Raw genomic sequence first — 20,195 nt, 5'->3', positions numbered from 1 at the left:
ATGGCTTACGATAAATTCACTATATTAGAAAGTACAGCGGTTCCACTTCCAATAGAGAATGTAGACACCGATCAAATTATACCTGCTCGCTTCTTAAAAGCGACAGAACGCAAAGGATTTGGCGATAATCTTTTTCGCGATTGGCGTTACAATGCAGATAATACACCTAAAACAGACTTTGTTTTAAATGATCCGACCTATGAAGGTAAAATTTTAGTGGGCGGCAAAAATTTTGGGTCAGGTTCTTCGCGTGAACATGCCGCTTGGGCCATTTACGATTACGGCTTTCGTTGCGTAGTATCCAGCTTCTTTGCCGATATTTTTAGAAACAACTGCTTGAACATTGGCGTATTGCCGGTACAAGTTAGTCCTGCATTTCTGGAGAAAATATTCAGCGCTGTTTTTGCTGATCCGCAGACCAAACTGGTGGTCAACCTTCCGGAACAAAGTATTACCTTAGTATCAACAGGTGAACAGGAAAAATTTGACATTAGCCCCTATAAAAAGGATAATCTTGCCAATGGTTTCGACGATATTGACTATTTGCAAAATATCAAAGAGGAGATTCAGGATTTTGCTACTGCATTACCGTTTTAAAGTTACCAGTTGTGCGTTGTGCGTATTTATACAGTTTGCTAAACACGCGCAACTGGCAACCGGCAACTCACAACTTTAATTTTTACTTAAGCTAGAATGAAAAGGAAAATAGAAATCATGGACACCACTCTACGTGATGGAGAACAAACATCAGGTGTGTCTTTTTCTATTTCAGAAAAACGAACAATTACCCAATTACTTTTAGAAGAATTGCTAGTAGATCGTGTCGAAATCGCATCAGCACGCGTATCGGAAGGTGAATTTGAAGCCGTAAAAGCGATAGCGGCATGGGCAAAAGAGCAGGGACATCTTCAAGCAATAGAAGTATTGACATTTGTGGATAATGGTGTTTCGATCAACTGGATGATAAAGGCAGGTGTTCGTGTACAAAACCTTTTGACCAAGGGCTCTTTGAACCACTTAACCCACCAACTAAAAAAAACGCCAGAACAACATTTTGCAGAAATAGCTCAAATTATTTCGCTCGCCCAGGAAAAAGGTATCGAAACCAATGTTTACTTGGAAGATTGGAGCAATGGCATGAAAAATTCGCCCGATTATGTATGGGCATATTTGGCTTTCCTAACTACGCAGCCTATCAAAAGGATTCTACTTCCTGATACCTTAGGAGTCTTAACTCCTACGGAAACCTTCCAACATATTACTGCCCTAAAGGCAAAATATCCGCAACAGCATTTCGACTTCCACGCGCATAACGACTACGATCTGGGAACGGCCAATGTATTTGAAGCCGTTAAAGCGGGTATAAACGGCCTACACTTAACGGTCAATGGAATGGGCGAACGGGCGGGTAATGCCCCCATGGCTAGTGCCGTAGCGGTCATCAATGATTTTCTGCCCGAAGCATCGATTACCATTAAGGAATCGTCGATTTATAAGGTCAGTAAATTGGTGGAAACTTTTTCGGGGGTACGTATTCCCGCCAATAAACCTATTGTGGGCGAAAACGTCTTTACGCAAACAGCAGGTATACATGCCGATGGCGACAATAAAAACAACCTGTATTTTAACGATTTGCTTCCTGAACGTTTTGGAAGAAAACGCAAATATGCGCTGGGAAAAACGTCGGGAAAAGCCAATATTGAAAAAAACCTGCAGGAGCTTGGCTTAAAACTCAATCATGAAGATTTAAAAAAAGTTACCCAGCGTGTAATTGAATTGGGAGACCGGAAAGAAACCGTCACCAAAGAAGATCTGCCCTATATTATTTCAGATGTACTGGATAGCAATCTATACGCTGAGAAAGTACGCGTAGAATCTTATGTACTTACCCACGCCAAAGGTCTTCGCCCTTCAGCAACGATCGCTGTATACATCGATGGCAAACTAATGGAAGAACACGCGCAGGGAGATGGGCAATTTGATGCTTTTATGAAAGCATTGACCAAGGTATACCAAAAGAAAAAACTTCAGTTGCCGAAATTAATTGACTATACCGTACGCATCGCCCCTGGTAGTAGCTCAGATGCTTTATGCGAAACCGTGATTACCTGGGAAACCGATAATCGTACGTTTGTAACCCGTGGTCTAGATTCTGACCAAACGGTTTGCGCCATTAAGGCCACTCAAAAAATGTTGAATATTATTTAATGTGGTTGTTCGTTATATCGTTATTAGTTGTTGGTTGTTGCCTACAGCATAAAGCTTATAGCCTACAGCCTTTTACTTTTTATTTTTGAATTTTTACTTTTTACTTTAATACTATGAACTTAAATATCGCTCTTTTAGCGGGAGATGGAATTGGCCCAGAGGTTGTAGACCAGGCTGTAAAAGTAGTTAATGCTGTAGCGCATAAATTTAATCATACCGTCAACTGGACATCAGCCTTAACCGGTGCAGCTGCCATTGACGCTGTGGGTGAACCTTATCCTGATGAAACGCATGAGGTGTGTATGGCAGCCGACGCTGTACTATTTGGAGCTATCGGGCATCCACGTTTTGATCATGACCCTAAAGCGACTGTACGACCTGAACAAGGCTTACTCAAAATGCGCAAAAAATTAGGGCTATATGCCAATGTGCGTCCTACCTTTACTTTTCCCTCTTTAATAGAGAATTCACCCTTAAAAAGAGAACGGATTGAAGGCACAGACCTTATCATCTTACGCGAATTAACCGGTGGCATTTATTTTGGTGAGCGCGGCCGTAAAGACGAAGGTAATACTGCTTTTGATACGTGTACCTATACTCGTGAAGAAATTCAGCGTTTAGCTAAATTGGGTTTTGAAATGGCCATGGGACGTCGTAAAAAACTCTGTTGTGTAGACAAAGCGAACGTATTGGAAAGTTCACGGTTATGGAGAGAAACTGTACAAGACATGGAAAAAGATTTTCCAGCAGTAGAAGTAAGCTATGAGTTTGTAGACGCTGTTGCCATGCGCCTGGTACAATGGCCTAGTTCCTACGATGTCATCATTACAGAAAACTTGTTTGGAGACATTCTTACAGATGAAGCCTCAGTTATTTCTGGTTCTATGGGCTTAATGCCATCTTCTTCTATTGGCATACACACTTCTCTTTTCGAACCCATTCACGGTTCTTATCCACAAGCTGCGGGTAAAGACATCGCTAATCCGCTTGCCACTGTATTATCTGCAGCGATGATGTTTGAAGATGGATTTGGACTAAAAGAAGAGGCCGAACTCATTAGAACAGTAGTTAACAAATCATTAGCGGAAGGTATTGTTACCGAAGACTTAGCTGGAAAAGGCAATAAAGCCTATAAAACCAGTGAAGTTGGCGATTGGTTAGCGGCTAATATATAACACATCCACATGCATCCCGAATTAGATTTCCTTCTTGCTTCCGAACGATTAAAACACGTTGTTAACCGCACACCATTAAACTATCATCCACGGCTTTCCGAAAAATACGGTTGTGCGGTATACCTTAAGCGTGAAGACGTACAAGTTGTGCGATCATACAAGCTGCGCGGTGCCTACAATATGGTCAGCTCCTTATCGGCCGAACAATTGGAACACGGGGTGGTCTGTGCCAGTGCGGGAAACCATGCACAAGGCTTCGCTTATTCCTGTCGTAAGTTGGGCGTTAGGGGGGTCGTTTTTATGCCGGGTATTACGCCAAAACAAAAGGTAACCCAAACGGCCATGTTTGGCGAAGGGCAAATCGAGATTATCCTTACGGGCGACACATTCGATGATTGCCTGCAAGAGGCGCTGGAGTATACCGAAGCTCATCATATGACGTTCATTCCACCTTTTGATGATTATCGAATCGTTGAAGGACAAGGAACGGTTGGCGTAGAAATCCTAGCGGATTTACCGGATGTCGACGCCATTATCATTCCAATTGGCGGCGGCGGAATAGCAGCAGGCATAGGGAATTATGTGAAAAGAATTAATCCTGCAATCGATATCATCGGCGTAGAACCAGAAGGTGCACCGTCTATGACAGCAGCATTGGCAGCAGGACATCCGGTAACACTTCCACAGATCAACCGTTTTGTTGATGGCGCCGCTGTAAAACGCATTGGGGCATTAACCTTTGATCTTTGCAAAGAAATCTTGCAAAAGGTGCTTCTGGTACCCGAAGGGAAAGTCTGTACCACCATCTTGAAGTTATATAACGAAGACGCTATCGTCGTAGAGCCTGCCGGAGCGCTAGCGGTAGCTGCCTTAGATTTTTGTAAAGAAGAAATTAAAGGCAAAAAGGTGGTATGTATCGTCAGTGGCGGGAACAATGATATCGATCGCATGGCAGAAATTAAAGAGTTATCCTTACTCTATGAAGGTCTCAAACATTATTTCATCGTTCGCTTTCCCCAACGCCCAGGAGCTTTAAAACTCTTTGTTAACGAGGTATTAGGCCCTCATGATGACATTACCCGCTTCGAGTTTATTAAGAAAACCGAGCGCGAGCGGGGTCCCGCGTTGGTCGGTATCGAATTGCAACAAGCTGACGATTATAAGGCACTCGTACAACGCATGCAGCAATACCGTTTTGATTATAAAGAAGTCAATTCCGATCAAACCTTGTTTGAATACCTTATTTAGGGGAATAGGGAAACTGGGAACGAGTAACCCCTGTCGAACGAACTGACTTAGGGAATAGGGAAACTGGGAACGGGTTAACTTGTCAAATTAACTACTCACAAGTTAACATGTTCCCTACTCCCCAGTTAACTATTTCCCCATGGCATATTTAATTCCTCCCAATAGATGTTGCCGGAATGCCACGTCATCATAGCTTTCCTTAGTATGGCCCAATCCGGTATAAAATGCCCTTCCTCCTTCAAATTTATGGTACCAAGCGATTGGATGGTTATCACCATTCTGGCCACCTTCATAGCTCTTTTCATCCAACTTCATTAATACGTGAATCGTTGGACTAATCGATTTGTAATTGTACCATTCATCCCATCTTCTCCAAGTGTCGGGTAAATGACGGGTAGCTAGATGATGTTTGTCTACCACAAGAATCGTAGCCTCCTGTTGCTTAGGATGACTTAAAAACCATGCACCAGCCAATTGATTATACCATGGCCAATCGTATTCCGTATCAGCAGCTGCGTGCACACCAACATAACCACCACCATGATGGATGTAATTTTCGAAAGCACGTTGTTGCTCATCATTCAGCACATCGCCTGTTGTGCTCAAAAAAATAACCGCTTTATATTTCTTTAAATGGTCTACCGTAAAAAGACCCGCATCTTCTGTGTGATCAACCAAAAAGCCATTTTCGTTACCCAGTTCTTCAATCGTTTCGGTCCCTTTTTCAATGGAATCATGCCTAAACCCCGCAGTTTTAGAAAACACCAACACCCGTGGTTCGGCCTTTTGACGACTGGACTTAGTTTCCGCTTTACAAAAGGAGAAGCTAAAAACAGCCATCATGAAAATTAAACAAGTAAAGCCATATTTCATTTGTCTCATAATTAACTCGGTTTTTAATTTTTTTAAGGTATCAAGACATAAGACACAAGTACGAAGACTTCTTTAGTCATATGTCTTAAGTTCTAAAGATCGGTAATAGTCTAGCGCCTCGACAATTAATGCGCGCTCCACATAATGATCGAAGGTGCAATGTCCAATTCGCGCTAACAAAGCGAAACCGATCTTACCGTCTGTATTTTTCTTATCGTTAAGCATATATTCAAACAATTGATCATCAATTGAATGGTTAAATACATATGCCGGAAATAAGGTCCGAATATACGCTGTAACCTCATTAAGCTCATTTAGAGAGAGATTATTCAAGCGATGCGAAAGATAAGCCTCGCAAATCATACCAACCGCAATTGCCTCACCATGGAGCAAGGGGAAAGAGTCATGAGCCAAAGAGTAACTTTCTATAGCATGACCAATCGTATGCCCAAAATTTAAAATTTTACGTAATCCTTTCTCTGTTGGATCTTTCGTTACCACATCATTCTTGATTTCTACAGAACGGATGATGTATGTTTCATCAATAGCTGAAAAATCAACCCCTTGTAGCGTTTCAAAGTAGCCTTTATCATATATTAGTCCATGTTTCACCATTTCGGCAAACCCTGATATGATTTGTTTACGATCCAGTGTTGCTAAAAATTGGCTATTGATAAAGACTGCTTTAGGTTGTGTGAACGTTCCGATAATATTTTTCACACCATCCATATCGATACCGGTTTTTCCCCCGACAGATGCGTCTACTTGTGACAGTAAAGTGGTAGGCAGCTGTATAAAGTCAATCCCCCTTTTGAAAGTAGAGGCTGCAAAGCCACCAATATCGGTAATCACCCCTCCTCCCAAGTTTAATAGTAAGCTTTTTCGATCAGCCCCAAAATCCAGTAGCATTTTCCAAATACCAATACAAAAATCGATGTTCTTATTTTCCTCGCCAGGATCTATTTCAATTAAATCATAATTGGTCAGGGTAGGTAATGCTTTCCTAAGTACAGGCAAACAGTACTCCCCTGTATTGCGATCAGTTAAAATAAATATCTTAGAATACGAATGGGTTTCTAGAAAATCTTCAAGTGCCTTTAAACTTTTGTCAAAAAAAACTGCGTAGGTATTACTCTGTATTTCGTTTATCATACTATTTAGTTGTTCGTATCCAATTAACCTTTTCAACTATTCAACCATTATTTTATAATTCAAAAATTCAATCGTATCGCCTTTTCGGACCTTATACCGCTTTCGATACTCTGTTTCTCCGTTACAACAAACCAACCCGTCACTAACCACTGCTTGCGCTTCTCCTCCATTCTCAACAGCATTAACTGCCTTTAACAATTGAATTAGATGGATATATTCGCCATCTAGCTTAAAATGTATCATTAATCAAACCTACATAAAATTCTAACATCTCAACGAATTAAAATGACATTTTCCACCATTCAACCTATCATTTTTTTATCTAAGTTTGCTGTATGATTTCACACGAAGAACCACGTACGACCACCGGAAAAAAACTTACCTTTAATAATACGGAAGTTGCTTTCCGCAGCAAAACCAATGCAGCATTAAATCGTGCTTATTGGCTATTTAAGATTATTTCCAGCAACTTTTTGACAAAAGTTGGTCCGCCTGCAACTAATTTTGCACTTCGAATCGGATTACCCATTACCGGTATTATACGCAAGACAATATTTGAACACTTCTGTGGGGGCGAAACCATCGCCAATTGCGAACAATCCATTCAATTATTAGCCAGTCAACACGTAGGTACCATCTTAGATTATTCCGTAGAAGGCGAGGATACAGAAGAAACCTTTGATCAGGTATTAACCGAAATCTTAAAAACCATTAACCGGGCAAAACAAGATCATAACATTCCGTTCTCCGTTTTTAAAGTAACGGGACTAGGCCGTTTCGATTTATTAGCTAAGGTGAACGCCAAGGAGGCTCTTCATGCGGCAGAAGAGGAAGAATTCTCCCGTATAAAAATGCGCGTAGATAGTATTTGCCGCGCAGCTCATGACGCCAATATTGCGGTATTAATCGATGCCGAACACTCTTGGATACAAGACATTATCGACGACTTGGCTCGGGAAATGATGCGCAAATACAATAAAGAAAAGCCATTGGTGTATAATACCTATCAACTTTATCGATCGGATATTTTGGCCGCTCTAAAAGCCGATCTATACCTAGCGCAGACCGATGGTTTTCATTTGGGAGCAAAATTAGTGAGAGGTGCCTATATGGAAATCGAGCGCGACAGGGCCAAGAAAATGGATTATCCTTCACCTATCCAACCTACTAAAGAAGCTACTGATCGGGATTACAATGAAGCCATCCATTTCTGCCTGGACCATCTGGACCATATGGGTTTCATGGCGGGTACACATAATGAAGCAAGCAGTCGTCTTCTAGCCGAAGAACTGGATAAACGCGGTATAGCCAGAAGCGATAAACGTATTTATTTTGCGCAACTATTTGGCATGAGTGACCACCTTAGTTTCAATTTATCGGAAGCAGGCTATAATGTCGCTAAATATATGCCCTATGGTCCGGTGAAAGCAGTTATGCCTTATTTATTCAGACGTGCACAAGAAAACACCTCGGTAGCGGGACAAACCAGTCGAGAACTAAGCTTAATCATTGCCGAACAAAAGCGTAGGAAAACGACGCGTCTATAAGTTTATCTTGCGTAGAAGCTTATTAACGAGAAACGGCTCATTCGGTATTTCTCATCTGTTTTTTCCGAACGTCTTCGTTTCCAAGACCAAGAAGCAACTTCTAAATGAGGTTTATGCATAGTTTCCGTACCGAAAGTTCCGGATCTTGCCATGTTGTACATTTACAGCATCCGGGTTAAATAAGCTTTTTACGCTCAATTAATTGTTCTAAAGTATCCGGTGCCGTTAATAATTCTGCTTGCATATGTAACGCTTTTGCCGTAGCAATATGTTGTGGACTATCATCTATAAATAGGGTTTTCTCTGGATGAAGCCCGTTTTCTTGCAGTACATGTTCAAAAATATCCCGATTTGGTTTTCGCATTCCCATTAAATGGGAGTAATAGTCTTTAACAAAAAAACTGGAGTTGTCTACTAAATTATATTCCTTTTTGAGGTATTGCATAATCCAGCGATAATGGATTTCGTTATTATTACTTAATAGAAAAGTACGGTAACGCTGCTTTAATTGCAGCAGTAGCTCATGACGTCCCTTAGGAATGCCTAATAATAATGCATTCCAAGCCTCATCGATTTGCTCATCATTCAAATTCCGATTACCCGTAACTTCCCGAATACCATCTCTAAATTGTGCAGCCGTGATTTTTCCCACATCAAATGCATCAAAGAGCTCACTTTGACCTGTATGGGCAAATAATGGTGTTACGTTGCTGATGCCTAACCTCTTAAAAGCTTGGTATACTTTGGCAAAATCAAGCATAAAAATAACGTTGCCATAATCGAATATAATATTTTCAATATTTTGCATAATAATTTTCAATTGTGCCTACAAATATGTAAAATTGCACTCGCAAATCAGCAATGATTGCCGCGCCTATAGCTCAGTTGGTTAGAGTAGAAGACTCATAATCTAAGAGGCTAAGGTGCTGAAAATGAGGAATGCATAGTTGGAACAAGGTTCCTTTTGACAGCAGAATTACCGAGTTTGTAAAAACTCAAAAACTTACAATAAATCCCCTGTTTAACGACAGGAAAAATAACGTAAGCGCCTATAGCTCAGTTGGTTAGAGTAGGAGACTCATAATCTCTTGGTCGCTGGTTCGAGCCCAGCTGGGCGCACAAAAAGCCGTTTCAGAAGAAATTTTGAAGCGGTTTTTTTTGTCATTTTTTGAGCCGATTTCGTCGGTAACACGGTCACGGGTAAATCTCCCCTACGGCTGACTTTACATAGTTTTTTGTTGAACTTCACGCAAAACCGTTACAAATACGTTACGGAAATTTTGCGTACTAATTGAAAGAAAATTATGGCAACAGTTAGCGCCAAGGTGTTTGAACATCACAAGAAATCTGATGGCACCTACAATGTCAAAATTTGTGTCCACCACAAAAATTTAAGGAGGTATCTTGACACAAACCATTATGTGGTCAAGAAGCAACTTACAAAGGATTACAAAATCAAAGACCCTTTTATTGCAGACAAGGTCGAGCAACAGCTAAGGGATTATCGAAAGATGATTAGTGAACTTGACGACCGTCTGGATTATTTCACCGCCGATTCACTACGGGATTACCTACGTGATAAGGACGAGGACATCGACTTTATTAAGTTTTGTACTCAACACATCGAACGCCTAAAAAAAGAGGGGCGCGGTGGATCGGCCAAAAATCAATCAGTAATCCGTAACAGTCTTGTCGATTATTTTAAACGGCCATCGGTTTCCATCAAGGAAATCAATTCCAATATGCTGATGACGTATGAGCGTTATTTAAGGTCGGAGCGTAAAATGACACGTTACAACCAAGACAACAAGCCAGTTGTCACAACCGAAAAAGGATTGTCTGATAGTGGACTGCATAATCACATGAGGGATTTAAGAACATTGTTCAATGCTGCACGAGAAATGTATAATAACGAAGACCTCGGAATATACCGCATCAAGCATTATCCATTCAAGAAATACAAGGTTGGTTCCCCACCCCTCACCAAGAAAAGGAACAATACACTTGAACAAGTATTGACTATTCGGGATTGTGTAACCATCCCCGGAAGCCGTGCGGAATTGGCTAAGGAAATTTATATGCTTTCGTTTTACCTCTGTGGCATAAATGCCGTAAACCTGTATCAAATAACAGAACGTGACGTTAGAAACGGACGTTTAGACTATAACCGTTCCAAGACACAGGGCAAACGCAAGGACAATGCCTTTATCAGTATTAAGATTGTTGATGAAGCCAAGCCTTTATTGGAAAAATATTTAGGCAAATTGCGTGAACGCTATTCAAGTGCCAATGCCCTTAATTGGGCATTATGTAAAGGCATGGAGCAATTACGCAAGTTGACTGGCATACCCGAACTAACTTTGTATTGGGCGAGACACACATTTGCGAACACGGCGAGGAACGATTGTCGTATGAGCAAAGACGATGTGGCTCTTGCGCTTAATCACGTTGACGAGGGCAATCGTACAACAGATATTTACATTGCCAAAGATTGGAAGATTGTGGACGACGTACAGCGGAAAGTCATTGCGCAGCTTAGAAAAGTTGAAATCAAGGTGATGAAGAAAATACAAAAAGAGAACAAAAGGGAACGCATCGCTGCCTAATAAACGTAACCGAATTACATGGGGATCAACCCCATGTAATTCTTTTTGATTTAAAAACGTAAATTTGAAATACTATGAGGACTATAATTTTATTTTTCATAACCTGCATCATTGCAACATTCGGATATTTCGCCGCTTTGAGTATGCAAAACCCGTGGCCGGGCTACTCGGTGGCTTTTGGTGTCTGGGCGATTTTTATATGGACAACGACAAAACCGAGAAGACGGAGACGCTAATATATAGGTGGTGATATGGTTTACTATTTCACCACCCAATTACTTTCCTCTCTGATATTCTGTACTCCATTATCATCCAACCATTTTTTAAAAGCATCCTCGTCATCAGGAGTAAATTTTACAATATCCCCATCATTCAGCATCAGGGTAAAATCTTTAAGGATATACATATACTTGAAAACTTCCGAAGCGGAATATTCAAAATCGGGGAAATGAGTTACGGCCGCCATATTATAAAAAGTTGATTTCAAACCATCATGTTGCCGTCTTTTAAATAAGCGTAGGCAACAACTTATCGGACTGTGGTCTTAGGAAACCATGACAACAATAAGTGCGCCCACGCCAAAGCATGAGCGTTCTTCACTTATAATCCCATTGTCATTGAAAGTTCCTAAGTTTCAGTCCGGGACTCAAAGCAAAAACGCTTCAAGAATATCTTTGTACAAAGATAACAATTAACTCTATTTTAATGAAAGATAGAGTTATAGGGAAAATGGACGAGCAGGACGAAAAATAGCTGTTTTCTAATTCCAATTTACCAATGACCCCGATTTACAGTATTTGATACAGCAAGAGTAAAATAGTATTGGCTTAAAGAGAAACAGAGACTTGCAGATCCTCTGTTTCTTTTTATAACGCTCTATCAACTGTTAGTTGTTCGTTTCTTCGGTCACTTCATACTCCACTCTCACTACACAAAACAAATGTCAAGGAAAACAGGTTCAGAGATTTATTTAATTTTGTTGAATGGAATAAAAATTTGGCTGGCTTCAAACACCTGCATAGCGTTAAACAAACAGAAAGCAGAACAAACAGAATGAACTATGAACTGATATTAAAAAATGTTGCAAAACATATTCAGCTTGACGATATGGAAGCTGATTTCTTTATTTCGTTACTTGAACATAAGACAATTAAAAGAAAAAGTTTTTTACTTCGACAAGGCGAGCCTTGCAAAACGGAAAATTTTATCATAAAAGGTTGCACACGTACTTATACCGTTGACGAAAACGGATTTGAACATATTGTAATGTTTGGGGTAGAAGATTGGTGGGTGGGTGACCTTTCAAGTCTTTTGACTAAAACCCCTGCACACTATTTCATTGACGCATTGGAAGAAACCGAAGTTTTACAAATCACAAAACCCAACCTTGATTTACTTTACGAAAGAGTGCCTAAGTTTGAACGCTTTTTCAGAATTATCATACAAAACGCTTTTATCAGCCAACAAATACGCATTAACCAAAACCTTTCCTATACAGCCGAACAACGTTATAATGATTTTGTAGAGCGTTACCCAACTTTGGAACAACGAATATCACAAAAACAAATAGCTTCTTATCTCGGTATCACACCGGTATTTTTAAGTATGTTGCGTAGAAGAATTGCCCGAAAGTGAATTATTAAACTACTTTAATTTTTAGCTCATCATACGCCCGTAGCTTTGCAGAATAACTTAAAACAAAGGTAGTATGAAAATGAAAATTATTAGAACACTTCAAACAGATAGCGATTGGGCAGGGTTGGTATCTCGCCTGTCTATCGGTATCGTATTCTTTCCACACGGAGCGCAGAAATTGCTCGGTTGGTGGGGTGGTTATGGCTTTAGCGGAACAATGGACTTTTTCACCAACGCAATGAATTTGCCTTGGCTTATTGCCTTTATGGTTATCGCCATAGAGTTTTTTGGTGCATTATCTTTGATTGCGGGTTTTGCTACCCGTTTGTGGTCAGCATTGACAATTATTTTGTGTATCGGTGTTGTTTTTTCTTCACATTTGGAACACGGATTTTTTATGAATTGGTTTGGCAACCAACAAGGTGAGGGCTATGAATTTTTTATACTGATGATTGGGCTTTGCATTGTTAGCCTGATTAACGGTGGAGGCAAATATTCTGCGGACAACATCATCGTAAAGATGCAATAAGCATTATTCGGCTTTTAAGAAAAGAAAACGTAGTCCGTTTTTCTGGGCTTGAAAACAAAACAGACCGTTCTAAACCATCCTGGCATCGGGCAAACATTAGAGGTATTTTATAAATGTAAATAAGGAACATGATAATGCCTACACATTAAGGTTTGGGCATTTTTATGAATATGGTACATTTACAGATTGAGACAGGATATACCGTTGCAAAGTTGTAGTAGAATTATAAATAAAGTTGATTTAATATGGGATATTTAACGCAGTTACGTTTTTTATCTCCCCCAATACAAATGAACTCTGCATCTTAACAATCCCTTGAACTTTTGTCAACTTCTCGAATGCAAAAAGGTTGTAATGGTCAAGGTCTTTAAGAACAACCTTTATAAGAAAGTCGTACATCCCACCAGTAGAATAGCACTCCACGATTTCTTCAATATTCTTGATTTCTTCTTGGAAGCGTTTGATATGTTCATCATCGTGTACAGCCAGAGACACGTTGCAAAAAACGATTAATGGCAATCCTACTTTCTTGTTGTCCACCAAAGCCACGTATCTTTTGATGTACCCCTCACTTTCGAGACGTTTTATACGCTCATAAACAGGGGTCTTGGATATGTGCAACAAATCTGACAGTTCTTTCACGTTCAGTTTAGCATTGTCCTGTAAGGCACTCAATATACCAATATCGGTTTTGTCCAATCTCGCCATAGTCATTTTTCCCGTTCTTAATATCTCAAAGAGTTTGAATAAGGAATTTTAGATAAAATTAAAGGCAAATTTAGGAATAATTCCCAATTTTTCAATACCTCTTAGTATAAAATACCATCATGCGTAAATTTGGCAAAACATAATTCAAAAAAATGGACAACATCAAGACAGCTATCGAAACAAAAAAATGTGTACTGATAATAGACAGCACGCAACCGACAGGGATTATCGCCAATACCGCAAGTGTCCTGTCGATTTCATTGGGCAGGCAGGTAGGGAATATTGTAGGGCAGGATGTGTATGACAAGCAGGGAGAAAAACATCTTGGCATCACCCAGATGCCAATTCCCATATTGGGCGCATCGCCCGAAAGGATAAAGGAGATACGCAGGCATCTGCTGTCGCTCCATATCGAAGACATGGTAATCGTAGACTTTTCCGACATCGCCCAAAAATCCAAAACATACCAACACTATGAAACCGTCCTGCTCGCAACGGACGAAACCGACATCTGCTACATCGGCATAGCCGTGTATGGCGATAAAAAAAGTATAAACAAGGCTACCGGAAATTTAAGTTTGATTAGGTGATATGCTAAAAAACAGAACACTATTTTACCATTTTTTGGCAACAGTCACGATAATAATATGGGGAACGACTTATGTGTCGACAAAAATACTGATAAATAAAGGTCTTTCCCCTGTTGAAATTTTCTTTTACCGTTTCTTACTTGCCTACCTGTGTACACTTTTTATTTCCCACGGAAAGAAATGGGCAGAGAGTTACAAGGACGAATTTTGGCTGTTCGTATGTGGCTTATCCGGTGGCTCTCTTTTCTTTATGGCGGAGAATACGGCATTGGGCATTACATTGGCATCAAATGTTTCATTGCTTATCTGTACGTCTCCCTTATTCACCGTGCTACTGTCTTTTCTGATTTACAGAACCCCTCTGCGGAGAAAAGTCATGTTAGGTTCTCTGATTGCTTTGCTCGGTGTAGGTCTGGTGGTTTTTAACGGGAGTTTTGTTTTCGACATCAATCCGATAGGAGATGCGCTGACAATTGTTGCTTCAATCCTGTGGGCGGTTTACTGCCTTGTGCTAAAGAAGCTAACGTCAAAGTATGATACGTTGTTTATAACCCGTAAAGTTTTCTTTTACGGGGTTTTATCCCTGTGCTTTTATTTTCTGTTCTATCCGTTGGAAATAAAAACCGGTTTACTGCGCCAACCTGTAATCTGGGGCAACCTGCTCTTTCTCGGGCTGATAGCATCCATGCTCTGTTATATCATGTGGAATTATGCCGTCAAGGAACTGGGAGCATCCCAAACAGCAAACTATATTTATATGGTTCCGTTTTCCACTATGCTGACCTCTGCTGTCTTTCTTGGGGAAACAGTTACTTTCATCTCGCTTGCAGGTGCGCTGTGTATTATTGCAGGTGTGTATATCGCAGAAAAACAACGGTAATCCTAAAATCGTATTTAAAAAATCTAAAACCTTGTGAAACATGACAAAATGGACAAATTTTACAATGAAACACTTTCTAAACTTGAAACTTCAATCACCGAAACGGGGATTGATGCTGATTGCTCTGTACAACGGATAGAAGCTGTTATACATCTGATTGTAGAATGCCTGTCCGAAATAAAAAAATACGTCTTCGCAATCGCTTCGTTTTGGGGAGCAGTGGTACGGGTAAAAGTTATGCCATAAATGCGATCTGTCAGCAGTACCTGCAATACAACATGGACGTGGTGATCGTGGACGTGGGGCATTCATATTCCGGTCTTTGCAGTACTTATGGGGGCAAGTACATCACCTATTCGGAAGAAAAGCCGATCACGATGAACCCCTTTGCGATCAGCGAGGAAGAATACAACATCGAGAAAAAGGATTTCTTGATAACGTTGATCTGCCTGCTCTGGAAAGGTTCAGAGGGTACGGTGACCACCGTGGAGCGAGACGTAATTTCCAATGTCATTTCAGCTTATTATGCCCATCATTTCGATAAGGCCATCGAAGATCGAATAGACAAACTGGACTTTAATTCCTTTTATGAATTTGCCGTTCGGAAAATCCCCGATATAAGGAATGAAGAAAGCATTGCTTTTGACGTAGAGGAATTTCGGTTTGTGCTAAAGAAGTTTTATCGAGGGGGTGAATATGAAGCCATATTGAACGAGGAAGCCGACCAATCCCTGTTCAACGAGCAATTCATAGTCTATGAAATTGACAATATACAGAATAACAAGACGTTGCTGCCAATCGTGACATTGATAATCATGGATCTGTTCGTGCAGAAGATGCGCCACCGGAAGAACCGCCGGAAAACGCTGATCTTGGAAGAAGCATGGCGGGCCATTTCGTCGCCCATGATGGCGAATTTCCTTTTATACCTAAACAAGACCGTACGGAAATTCTGGGGCGAGATCATCGAGGTGACACAGGAGATCAACGACATCATCGGCAACCCCATAATCAAGGACAGCATCATAAACAACTCGGACACCATTATCCTACTGCAACAGAACGAAGCCGATTTTAGAAAGGTCGCCGAATTGCTCTCCATCAACGAAGCCGAACAGAAAAAGATTTTCACAATAAACCGCCTTGAAAACAAAGAGGGGCGCGCCCGTTTCAACGAGTTTTATATACGTCGGGGAAACGTTGGGGAAGTGTACGGCGTAGAGGTCAGCATTTACCACCACTTGGCATTCACGACCGAAAAACCCGAAAAAAGTGCCGTGGAGATTTACGCCAAACAATACGGAAGCTACCCCGCCGCCCTAACGGCGTTCGTGTCCGACATGGAAAAGAGCGGCCTTGCATTGGGCGATTTTGTGCAAAGGGTGAACGAGAACAATGCACCTGTTGAGGCTGCAAAGGAATACTTTAAACCAGATTTTTAAAAATGGGGTGGTTCCTAAGTTTTTGCATCGCCATCCGCTAAAACTTCCATGAACTCTTTTGGGGTAATGATGTTGACTTTAGGAAATTCAAGTCTTTTGGCAATATTGAAATGGTGATCGTTTGTAACCAAAAAATCAGCATTTGAGGCAACGGCAATATCAAAAAACTTATTGTCGTCAGGATCCGCCGTTATAATGTTCCATTTGTAGTAAGCCTGACAGATTATAACTTCGGGGCTTTCCTCAAAGACGCCCATAATGAACGGAGCCACTCCCGGAGCCGCAAGCCGTTGGAGGATTTCCTCGTATTCTTTCAGGATATCCTCGGAGACCGCAATAAAGAATCGACTATCTAAAAACGCATCCCAAATAGGACGGAACTTGTTTTTTGTACCGATGGCAGCTACAAGGACATTGGAATCCAGAACAATGGTCATAAAAACTTATCCCTTTGATCTGAAATGGCCCTCACTCAATCGCTCGTAGTGATCTTCGGTAATGTTGTTCTTTTCTTCCCATGCCGCGGTCAATTCGTCAGCACGTTGGGCAAGCAGTTTTACGGCCAATCGCCTCATCTGCTCGAAATCTTCTTTCGGCAAAGGATTCTTTAAGAGACGTAGCATCATGATCTGCTGCTCGTTCAATGAATTTGGTATTTCTAAAGTTGCCATATACAAATATACTGTTTTTTGTTAAGACCATCAACCACAGGTGTTCTACAATGGAACAGCGCCAATTAGTACTCTTTTATTCATTAAATCCTCAAAAACTATGCTAATAAAATTCATGTTATTTCTCGGTTGTTACCTGCTCTGGTCAACAGCCCATGCCCAAATCTATATCGACCCCGCTGTGGCAGCCGCAACGGGTGTCCATGCCGGAGTAATGAACAGCCAGCTCAACAACGTAAACGACAATCTAACACTAATCCAACGTGGACAGATGGCCGTCACGGGCCAGCTCCTTATCGTGAACGATTTGCAGGATAAAATTTACAAAGGATTAAGTGAAGTTTCCGGCGTTGTTCGCTCCCTGCTTACTGTAAAGGACATTGCCAGTATTTCCCTTGACATCGTTAACGACGTGGAAAAAGCGATGAACATAGCGAGGGGAAATCCGGTACTCCTGCTATTTGCCGAAGCGGGCGCACGGGAATTTAAGACACGGGCGACCAACCTGTCCGCCGAGGTCAGCGCCTTTGTGCTGAAAGGTGGAAAGGATAACCTGATGGATTCAGGCGAACGGGCAAAATTGCTCAACCGTATAAGAACGGAGCTGACTATTATACGAGGCGTAGCCTTTGGGATGCACAGAAGTATGTATTGGGCGAAACAAAGGGGTATCCTCAACTCCCTCAATCCATACGCAGGTTTTATCAATATCGACAAGCGAATTGCCGACGACATTATCCGTAATTCAAGACTGCTCAAACGATGAGGTACATTATCCTAACCCTATTGCTTTTGGCCACCAGCTTGACCAAAGCAAATGCACAGCTCAACGTGGAACTGCTCCACCAATTGGTCGAACACAGCAAAGATGAATACGACCGCCAGATCACCGCACGGAACCGACAGGCCATTACCACCGCAAACGAGGAAGTAAACAAAGAAGAAACGGCAAAGCTCAAAAACCGTTACCGAGAACTGCACAGCCGTTTTCAAGTTTTGGGAACGGCATTGCAGGGGCTTAGCATGGGTCTGGAATCCGCGCCAATCGTAACCGAGATCATAAACCAACAAAAGAGGATTATCGGCATCGTTTCCGCACACCCCGAATTTCTGTTGCTCGCCATTGATGCGGAAAAGGATATGGCAGAAAAAGCCGTGCAGTTGGCTCGTTACCTCACCGGACTTTTTATCAGTATAGGCGACCTCAACCAGATGAAAGCAAGCGACAGGAGAATACTGTACGGATACGTCCTGCAGGAGCTTAGGGCAATAGCCGGAGCATTACGAGGACTTGCAGTTACCATGTACTATTCGACACGAAAAAAACTGCTCGATTCCCTCAACCCGTTTTCGGCCTACATCAACGAGGACAAGCGCATAGTCGATAATATTCTAAGGCAATTGGAGGAATTTAAACCATGAAGAAACAACTTATATCCACGCTGTTTATATGCTTTTCGACACTTGTCTTTGGACAAAGTTATGTAACCATCATCTATGACGCCAAGCACCTTGCCATCGTAAACGAGAACGGTGCGGTCAGGTTGGTTTCCGAACAGGCCCATAATAATATGCTCGGTAACATCCGTGAAAGTATAGACGATATTAACGTGAACCTTTCTTCCGTGGTGCTGGTGCAGAACATGATACACCGATCACTGACCGAAGTGGATCGGGCGCTGAAATCCGGCCGCTCCGTGCTCCACATTTCACGGCTCGTTCAAGACATAGCCACCCACAGCACTAAAATGTTGGAAACCGCCAAAGGCGAACCGTGGTTACTGCTCTTTGCCGAGGACGTTGCTCGGCAGCTCAAAGACAGAGGCATAAAACTTGCCGCCGAAGTCTCCGACTTCGTTCTACAAGAGGGAAAAAACGTACTCATGGATTACGAAAAAAGAGACCACCTCATGCGCAAGATCATTCTTGAACTGAAAGTGATACGGGCATTGGTGTTCAGCATGGAAAGGTCTATGTATTGGGCGAAGATCAACGGCGTACTAAAAACGGTGAATCCATACCGAAACTTTATCAATATGGACAAGCGCAAAGCGGACGAGATCATACGGAACTATTATCTACTTAAAGACTAAGAATGAAAAATCTATTAATCATCTGCCTACTGCTGTACCTATTATCTGCTACAAAAACAATGGCGCAGAACGTGAAGCGACAGACCGACAAACATATCGTGCATCAACAGGAACGCATGGTTCACAAGCAATGGGATCGCAAGAAGTTTACACCAACAAGTGGTTTTCTCGGTCTAAACTATCAATACTGGCTCACCTGGGCGTGGCATCCCAATTACCCAAAGACCGACCGCCGTCCGTTGAGCGGTACAGGCCCGCAAACCCTGCGCATGGGTATGGTACTGGCCATGCAACAGACAGACGAAGCGTATAAAAAACACGCGGACACCATCCGAAACGTAGCGGTCACCGAAGCCCTCAATTATTCCGGTCTGGTCACGGATGCCGACCCTTTGTGGCTCCTGTATTACCGCAAGGAATTTGGAAACCTGACGGGTGACACCGACCCACTCACCGGACTTTCACCGGACGTCGGGGATTATTTGAGGAACAAAGGTCTATTGGAATGGTACAGCGAAGAACGTGCGGAACTTAAAGAACGGTTGGAAGCGACCCGAACGACCACGCTCGACCGTGGCAGCCGTATCATGGCCTATCACCGTTTGCTTGGAGAACACAGGAAACTACTATCCGCATGGGAAGCCAAAAAGAACTATGCCGCCAAATTCCTTTTGTTGGCCAAGAACCGTGACCGCCTACGTAGTGACAATCCCGACCATCCGGAGTTTTCGGGCAATCGCTCCGACGTACAGATTGCAGAGGACATCCTAAAAAGAACCCAATAACCAAAATTCAGTATTATTTGTATTTGGTTTTTCGTTTGCGGACGAGCATATCA

The 20,195-nt window shown here is 41.8% G+C and carries 23 protein-coding genes and 1 tRNA gene; 16 read left to right on the top strand and 8 right to left on the bottom strand.

Going from position 1 to position 20,195, the window contains the following annotated elements; translation table 11 throughout:
• The 4 genes from leuD (at position 1) to ilvA (ending at position 4,631) form a co-directional block, all read left to right on the top strand.
• Complete coding sequence (gene leuD / locus ABD930_RS02620) at positions 1-597, top strand: 3-isopropylmalate dehydratase small subunit (RefSeq protein ID WP_345230138.1); 597 nt, start codon at positions 1-3, stop codon at positions 595-597.
• Positions 598-693: 96 nt separating this feature from the next.
• Positions 694-2,208 carry an alpha-isopropylmalate synthase regulatory domain-containing protein gene (locus tag ABD930_RS02615; RefSeq protein ID WP_345230137.1) on the top strand — a complete coding sequence of 505 codons (1,515 nt, stop codon included), beginning with the start codon at positions 694-696 and terminating at the stop codon, positions 2,206-2,208.
• A 113-nt stretch (positions 2,209-2,321) separates the two neighbouring features.
• Positions 2,322-3,383 carry a 3-isopropylmalate dehydrogenase gene (leuB, locus tag ABD930_RS02610; protein WP_345230135.1) on the top strand — a complete coding sequence of 354 codons (1,062 nt, stop codon included), beginning with the start codon at positions 2,322-2,324 and terminating at the stop codon, positions 3,381-3,383.
• Between the two features lie 9 nt (positions 3,384-3,392).
• The gene (ilvA, locus tag ABD930_RS02605; protein ID WP_345230134.1) at positions 3,393-4,631 is read left to right on the top strand and encodes a threonine ammonia-lyase IlvA; all 1,239 of its coding nucleotides are present in this window, start codon (positions 3,393-3,395) and stop codon (positions 4,629-4,631) included.
• Between the two features lie 129 nt (positions 4,632-4,760).
• Here the strand turns inward: ilvA and ABD930_RS02600 are convergent, their stop codons facing one another.
• The 3 genes from ABD930_RS02600 to ABD930_RS02590 form a co-directional block, all read right to left on the bottom strand.
• Positions 4,761-5,513: a ThuA domain-containing protein gene (locus ABD930_RS02600; RefSeq protein WP_345230132.1), complete on the bottom strand. Its 753-nt coding sequence runs from the start codon at positions 5,511-5,513 to the stop codon at positions 4,761-4,763.
• Between the two features lie 63 nt (positions 5,514-5,576).
• The gene (gene aroB, locus ABD930_RS02595) at positions 5,577-6,656 is read right to left on the bottom strand and encodes a 3-dehydroquinate synthase (RefSeq protein ID WP_345230130.1); all 1,080 of its coding nucleotides are present in this window, start codon (positions 6,654-6,656) and stop codon (positions 5,577-5,579) included.
• A 36-nt stretch (positions 6,657-6,692) separates the two neighbouring features.
• A complete protein-coding gene (locus ABD930_RS02590; RefSeq protein ID WP_345230129.1) occupies positions 6,693-6,899 on the bottom strand; it encodes an RNA-binding S4 domain-containing protein in 207 nt (68 codons plus the stop codon).
• A gap of 92 nt (positions 6,900-6,991) precedes the next feature.
• Here ABD930_RS02590 and ABD930_RS02585 point away from each other — a divergent pair, with 92 nt between their 5' ends.
• Positions 6,992-8,203, top strand: a complete 1,212-nt coding sequence (locus ABD930_RS02585; RefSeq protein WP_345230127.1) for a proline dehydrogenase family protein — start codon at positions 6,992-6,994, stop codon at positions 8,201-8,203.
• A 175-nt stretch (positions 8,204-8,378) separates the two neighbouring features.
• Here the strand turns inward: ABD930_RS02585 and ABD930_RS02580 are convergent, their stop codons facing one another.
• Positions 8,379-9,011 carry an HAD family hydrolase gene (locus ABD930_RS02580; protein ID WP_345230126.1) on the bottom strand — a complete coding sequence of 211 codons (633 nt, stop codon included), beginning with the start codon at positions 9,009-9,011 and terminating at the stop codon, positions 8,379-8,381.
• Between the two features lie 237 nt (positions 9,012-9,248).
• Here ABD930_RS02580 and ABD930_RS02575 point away from each other — a divergent pair.
• A tRNA-Ile gene (locus tag ABD930_RS02575) sits at positions 9,249-9,322 on the top strand.
• Between the two features lie 185 nt (positions 9,323-9,507).
• Positions 9,508-10,809 carry a phage integrase SAM-like domain-containing protein gene (locus ABD930_RS02570; RefSeq protein WP_345230124.1) on the top strand — a complete coding sequence of 434 codons (1,302 nt, stop codon included), beginning with the start codon at positions 9,508-9,510 and terminating at the stop codon, positions 10,807-10,809.
• A gap of 259 nt (positions 10,810-11,068) precedes the next feature.
• On the opposite strand, the gene ABD930_RS02565 is transcribed toward ABD930_RS02570, so the two are convergent.
• Positions 11,069-11,275 carry a hypothetical protein gene (locus ABD930_RS02565; protein ID WP_345230123.1) on the bottom strand — a complete coding sequence of 69 codons (207 nt, stop codon included), beginning with the start codon at positions 11,273-11,275 and terminating at the stop codon, positions 11,069-11,071.
• A 587-nt stretch (positions 11,276-11,862) separates the two neighbouring features.
• Here ABD930_RS02565 and ABD930_RS02560 point away from each other — a divergent pair.
• The gene (locus ABD930_RS02560; protein ID WP_345230121.1) at positions 11,863-12,444 is read left to right on the top strand and encodes a Crp/Fnr family transcriptional regulator; all 582 of its coding nucleotides are present in this window, start codon (positions 11,863-11,865) and stop codon (positions 12,442-12,444) included.
• Positions 12,445-12,517: 73 nt separating this feature from the next.
• The gene (locus tag ABD930_RS02555; protein ID WP_345230118.1) at positions 12,518-12,973 is read left to right on the top strand and encodes a DoxX family protein; all 456 of its coding nucleotides are present in this window, start codon (positions 12,518-12,520) and stop codon (positions 12,971-12,973) included.
• Between the two features lie 240 nt (positions 12,974-13,213).
• On the opposite strand, the gene ABD930_RS02550 is transcribed toward ABD930_RS02555, so the two are convergent.
• Positions 13,214-13,687: an Lrp/AsnC family transcriptional regulator gene (locus tag ABD930_RS02550; RefSeq protein ID WP_345230117.1), complete on the bottom strand. Its 474-nt coding sequence runs from the start codon at positions 13,685-13,687 to the stop codon at positions 13,214-13,216.
• Between the two features lie 146 nt (positions 13,688-13,833).
• On the opposite strand from ABD930_RS02550, the gene ABD930_RS02545 reads away from it, so the two are divergent.
• The 3 genes from ABD930_RS02545 to ABD930_RS02535 all read left to right on the top strand — a co-directional run bounded on the left by ABD930_RS02545 (position 13,834) and on the right by ABD930_RS02535 (position 16,593).
• Positions 13,834-14,271: a DUF2000 domain-containing protein gene (locus ABD930_RS02545; protein ID WP_345230116.1), complete on the top strand. Its 438-nt coding sequence runs from the start codon at positions 13,834-13,836 to the stop codon at positions 14,269-14,271.
• Position 14,272: 1 nt separating this feature from the next.
• The gene (locus ABD930_RS02540) at positions 14,273-15,151 is read left to right on the top strand and encodes a DMT family transporter (RefSeq protein WP_345230115.1); all 879 of its coding nucleotides are present in this window, start codon (positions 14,273-14,275) and stop codon (positions 15,149-15,151) included.
• Between the two features lie 164 nt (positions 15,152-15,315).
• Positions 15,316-16,593 carry a TraG family conjugative transposon ATPase gene (locus tag ABD930_RS02535; RefSeq protein ID WP_345230114.1) on the top strand — a complete coding sequence of 426 codons (1,278 nt, stop codon included), beginning with the start codon at positions 15,316-15,318 and terminating at the stop codon, positions 16,591-16,593.
• A 14-nt stretch (positions 16,594-16,607) separates the two neighbouring features.
• Here ABD930_RS02535 and ABD930_RS02530 read toward each other — a convergent pair whose 3' ends face one another.
• Positions 16,608-17,030, bottom strand: a complete 423-nt coding sequence (locus ABD930_RS02530; protein ID WP_345230113.1) for a putative toxin-antitoxin system toxin component, PIN family — start codon at positions 17,028-17,030, stop codon at positions 16,608-16,610.
• 6 nt (positions 17,031-17,036) lie between these two features.
• Positions 17,037-17,264 (bottom strand): hypothetical protein, encoded by a 228-nt coding sequence (locus ABD930_RS02525; protein ID WP_345230112.1) that lies wholly within the window; start codon positions 17,262-17,264, stop codon positions 17,037-17,039.
• A gap of 271 nt (positions 17,265-17,535) precedes the next feature.
• Between ABD930_RS02525 and ABD930_RS02520 the strand changes: the two genes are divergently transcribed.
• From ABD930_RS02520 to ABD930_RS02505, 4 genes are read left to right on the top strand one after another with little or no spacing between them, the layout of a single operon-like run.
• Positions 17,536-18,030, top strand: a complete 495-nt coding sequence (locus ABD930_RS02520) for a hypothetical protein (RefSeq protein ID WP_345230111.1) — start codon at positions 17,536-17,538, stop codon at positions 18,028-18,030.
• Entirely contained in the window at positions 18,027-18,686 is a 660-nt protein-coding gene (locus tag ABD930_RS02515; protein ID WP_345230110.1) for a hypothetical protein, read from the top strand. The genes ABD930_RS02520 and ABD930_RS02515 overlap by 4 nt, the downstream gene beginning before the upstream one ends.
• Complete coding sequence (locus ABD930_RS02510) at positions 18,683-19,357, top strand: hypothetical protein (RefSeq protein WP_345230109.1); 675 nt, start codon at positions 18,683-18,685, stop codon at positions 19,355-19,357. Before ABD930_RS02515 ends, ABD930_RS02510 begins: the two co-directional genes overlap by 4 nt.
• Positions 19,358-19,359: 2 nt before the next feature.
• Complete coding sequence (locus ABD930_RS02505) at positions 19,360-20,142, top strand: hypothetical protein (RefSeq protein WP_345230108.1); 783 nt, start codon at positions 19,360-19,362, stop codon at positions 20,140-20,142.
• The last annotated feature ends 53 nt before the right edge of the window (positions 20,143-20,195 follow it).

Origin of the sequence: Olivibacter ginsenosidimutans, from assembly GCF_039542865.1 — a bacterium.
Classification (GTDB): domain Bacteria; phylum Bacteroidota; class Bacteroidia; order Sphingobacteriales; family Sphingobacteriaceae; genus Olivibacter; species Olivibacter ginsenosidimutans.
Note: the sequence above shows the minus strand (reverse complement) of the source record. Positions and strands in the feature narration are given on the sequence as shown.

Bases quoted from the DNA above. Each gene is read 5' to 3' on its own strand.
- ABD930_RS02560 (WP_345230121.1), top strand. From the start codon at position 11,863: ATGAACTATGAACTGATATTAAAAAATGTTGCAAAACATATTCAGCTT.
- ABD930_RS02570 (WP_345230124.1), top strand. From the start codon at position 9,508: ATGGCAACAGTTAGCGCCAAGGTGTTTGAACATCACAAGAAATCTGAT.
- ABD930_RS02545 (WP_345230116.1), top strand. From the start codon at position 13,834: ATGGACAACATCAAGACAGCTATCGAAACAAAAAAATGTGTACTGATA.
- ABD930_RS02520 (WP_345230111.1), top strand. From the start codon at position 17,536: ATGGCCGTCACGGGCCAGCTCCTTATCGTGAACGATTTGCAGGATAAA.
- ABD930_RS02510 (WP_345230109.1), top strand. From the start codon at position 18,683: ATGAAGAAACAACTTATATCCACGCTGTTTATATGCTTTTCGACACTT.
- ABD930_RS02580 (WP_345230126.1), bottom strand. From the start codon at position 9,011: ATGCAAAATATTGAAAATATTATATTCGATTATGGCAACGTTATTTTT.
- ABD930_RS02600 (WP_345230132.1), bottom strand. From the start codon at position 5,513: ATGAGACAAATGAAATATGGCTTTACTTGTTTAATTTTCATGATGGCT.
- ABD930_RS02555 (WP_345230118.1), top strand. From the start codon at position 12,518: ATGAAAATGAAAATTATTAGAACACTTCAAACAGATAGCGATTGGGCA.
- ABD930_RS02525 (WP_345230112.1), bottom strand. From the start codon at position 17,264: ATGGCAACTTTAGAAATACCAAATTCATTGAACGAGCAGCAGATCATG.
- ABD930_RS02515 (WP_345230110.1), top strand. From the start codon at position 18,027: ATGAGGTACATTATCCTAACCCTATTGCTTTTGGCCACCAGCTTGACC.
- leuD (WP_345230138.1), top strand. From the start codon at position 1: ATGGCTTACGATAAATTCACTATATTAGAAAGTACAGCGGTTCCACTT.
- ABD930_RS02530 (WP_345230113.1), bottom strand. From the start codon at position 17,030: ATGACCATTGTTCTGGATTCCAATGTCCTTGTAGCTGCCATCGGTACA.
- ilvA (WP_345230134.1), top strand. From the start codon at position 3,393: ATGCATCCCGAATTAGATTTCCTTCTTGCTTCCGAACGATTAAAACAC.
- ABD930_RS02540 (WP_345230115.1), top strand. From the start codon at position 14,273: ATGCTAAAAAACAGAACACTATTTTACCATTTTTTGGCAACAGTCACG.
- ABD930_RS02550 (WP_345230117.1), bottom strand. From the start codon at position 13,687: ATGACTATGGCGAGATTGGACAAAACCGATATTGGTATATTGAGTGCC.
- ABD930_RS02585 (WP_345230127.1), top strand. From the start codon at position 6,992: ATGATTTCACACGAAGAACCACGTACGACCACCGGAAAAAAACTTACC.
- ABD930_RS02590 (WP_345230129.1), bottom strand. From the start codon at position 6,899: ATGATACATTTTAAGCTAGATGGCGAATATATCCATCTAATTCAATTG.
- ABD930_RS02615 (WP_345230137.1), top strand. From the start codon at position 694: ATGAAAAGGAAAATAGAAATCATGGACACCACTCTACGTGATGGAGAA.
- ABD930_RS02565 (WP_345230123.1), bottom strand. From the start codon at position 11,275: ATGGCGGCCGTAACTCATTTCCCCGATTTTGAATATTCCGCTTCGGAA.
- ABD930_RS02505 (WP_345230108.1), top strand. From the start codon at position 19,360: ATGAAAAATCTATTAATCATCTGCCTACTGCTGTACCTATTATCTGCT.
- ABD930_RS02535 (WP_345230114.1), top strand. From the start codon at position 15,316: ATGCCTGTCCGAAATAAAAAAATACGTCTTCGCAATCGCTTCGTTTTG.
- leuB (WP_345230135.1), top strand. From the start codon at position 2,322: ATGAACTTAAATATCGCTCTTTTAGCGGGAGATGGAATTGGCCCAGAG.
- aroB (WP_345230130.1), bottom strand. From the start codon at position 6,656: ATGATAAACGAAATACAGAGTAATACCTACGCAGTTTTTTTTGACAAA.